Raw genomic sequence first — 1,277 nt, forward strand, 5'->3', positions numbered from 1 at the left:
TACTTCAGTACCGGCCAGGGTGTAACGATAGATGTTGTCGACGAACAGCAGAACGTCGTTACCTTCGTCACGGAACTTCTCGGCCATGGTCAGGCCGGTCAGTGCTACGCGCAGACGGTTTCCCGGCGGCTCGTTCATCTGGCCGTAAACCAGGGCCACTTTGTCCAGAACGTTGGAGTCCTTCATCTCGTGGTAGAAGTCGTTACCCTCACGAGTACGCTCACCCACACCGGCGAACACGGAATAACCGCTGTGCTCGATGGCGATGTTACGGATCAGTTCCATCATGTTTACGGTTTTGCCTACACCGGCACCACCGAACAGACCGACTTTACCGCCCTTGGCGAACGGGCAAACCAGGTCGATAACCTTGATGCCGGTTTCCAGCAGCTCATTGCCGCCAGCTTGTTCAGCGAAGGAAGGAGCGGCGCGGTGGATACCCCAGCGCTCTTCTTCGCCGATCGGGCCAGCTTCGTCGATCGGGTTGCCCAGTACGTCCATGATCCGGCCCAGAGTCGCTTTACCGACCGGTACGGAGATGGCTGCGCCAGTGTTGTTGACGTCCAGACCGCGCTTCAAGCCTTCGGTCGAGCCCATCGCAATGGTACGTACCACGCCGTCGCCCAGCTGCTGCTGAACTTCCAGAGTGGTTTCGGCGCCTTGAACCTTCAAGCGTCGTAGATGCTCGGTACGCTGTCGCGTGGGAATTCCACGTCGATAACGGCGCCGATGATTTGAACGATACGTCCGCTACTCATAGCTGGATCCTCTGAATATTTGAACCGTTAAACCGCGGCAGCGCCGCCGACGATTTCCGAGATCTCTTGGGTGATCGCAGCCTGACGCGCCTTGTTGTAGATCAGCTGCAAATCGCTGATCAAATCACCGGCGTTGTCGGTAGCGTTCTTCATCGCGATCATCCGCGCAGCTTGTTCGGCCGCGTTGTTCTCGACCACCGCCTGGTACACCTGCGACTCCACGTAGCGCACCATCAAGCCGTCTAGCAGCTCTTTGGCGTCTGGTTCGTAGAGGTAGTCCCAGTGGTGCTTGAGTTCTTGATCCGGGGTCGCCACCAGTGGAATCAACTGCTCCACGGTAGGCTGTTGCGTCATGGTGTTGATGAACTTGTTGGATACCACGGACAGGCGGTCAATACGGCCGTCCAGGTAGGCATCCAGCATCACCTTGACGCTGCCGATCAGATCATTGATCGACGGCTCTTCACCCAGGTGGCTGATAGCTGCAACGACGTTACCGCCGAAGTTACGGAAAAARGC

The 1,277-nt window shown here is 57.4% G+C and carries 1 protein-coding gene and 1 pseudogene; both read right to left on the reverse strand.

Annotated features, from left to right (window positions below; translation table 11 throughout):
- A pseudogene (locus HT737_RS15595) lies at positions 1-758 on the reverse strand (F0F1 ATP synthase subunit beta); the annotation flags it as partial.
- A gap of 27 nt (positions 759-785) precedes the next feature.
- Positions 786-1,277 (reverse strand): ATP synthase F1 subunit gamma (gene atpG, locus HT737_RS15600; RefSeq protein WP_182403179.1); only part of this gene is annotated, 492 nt, incomplete at its 5' end.

Origin of the sequence: Pseudomonas sp. MD195_PC81_125, from assembly GCF_014060985.1 — a bacterium.
GTDB classification, from domain to species: domain Bacteria; phylum Pseudomonadota; class Gammaproteobacteria; order Pseudomonadales; family Pseudomonadaceae; genus Aquipseudomonas; species Aquipseudomonas parakoreensis.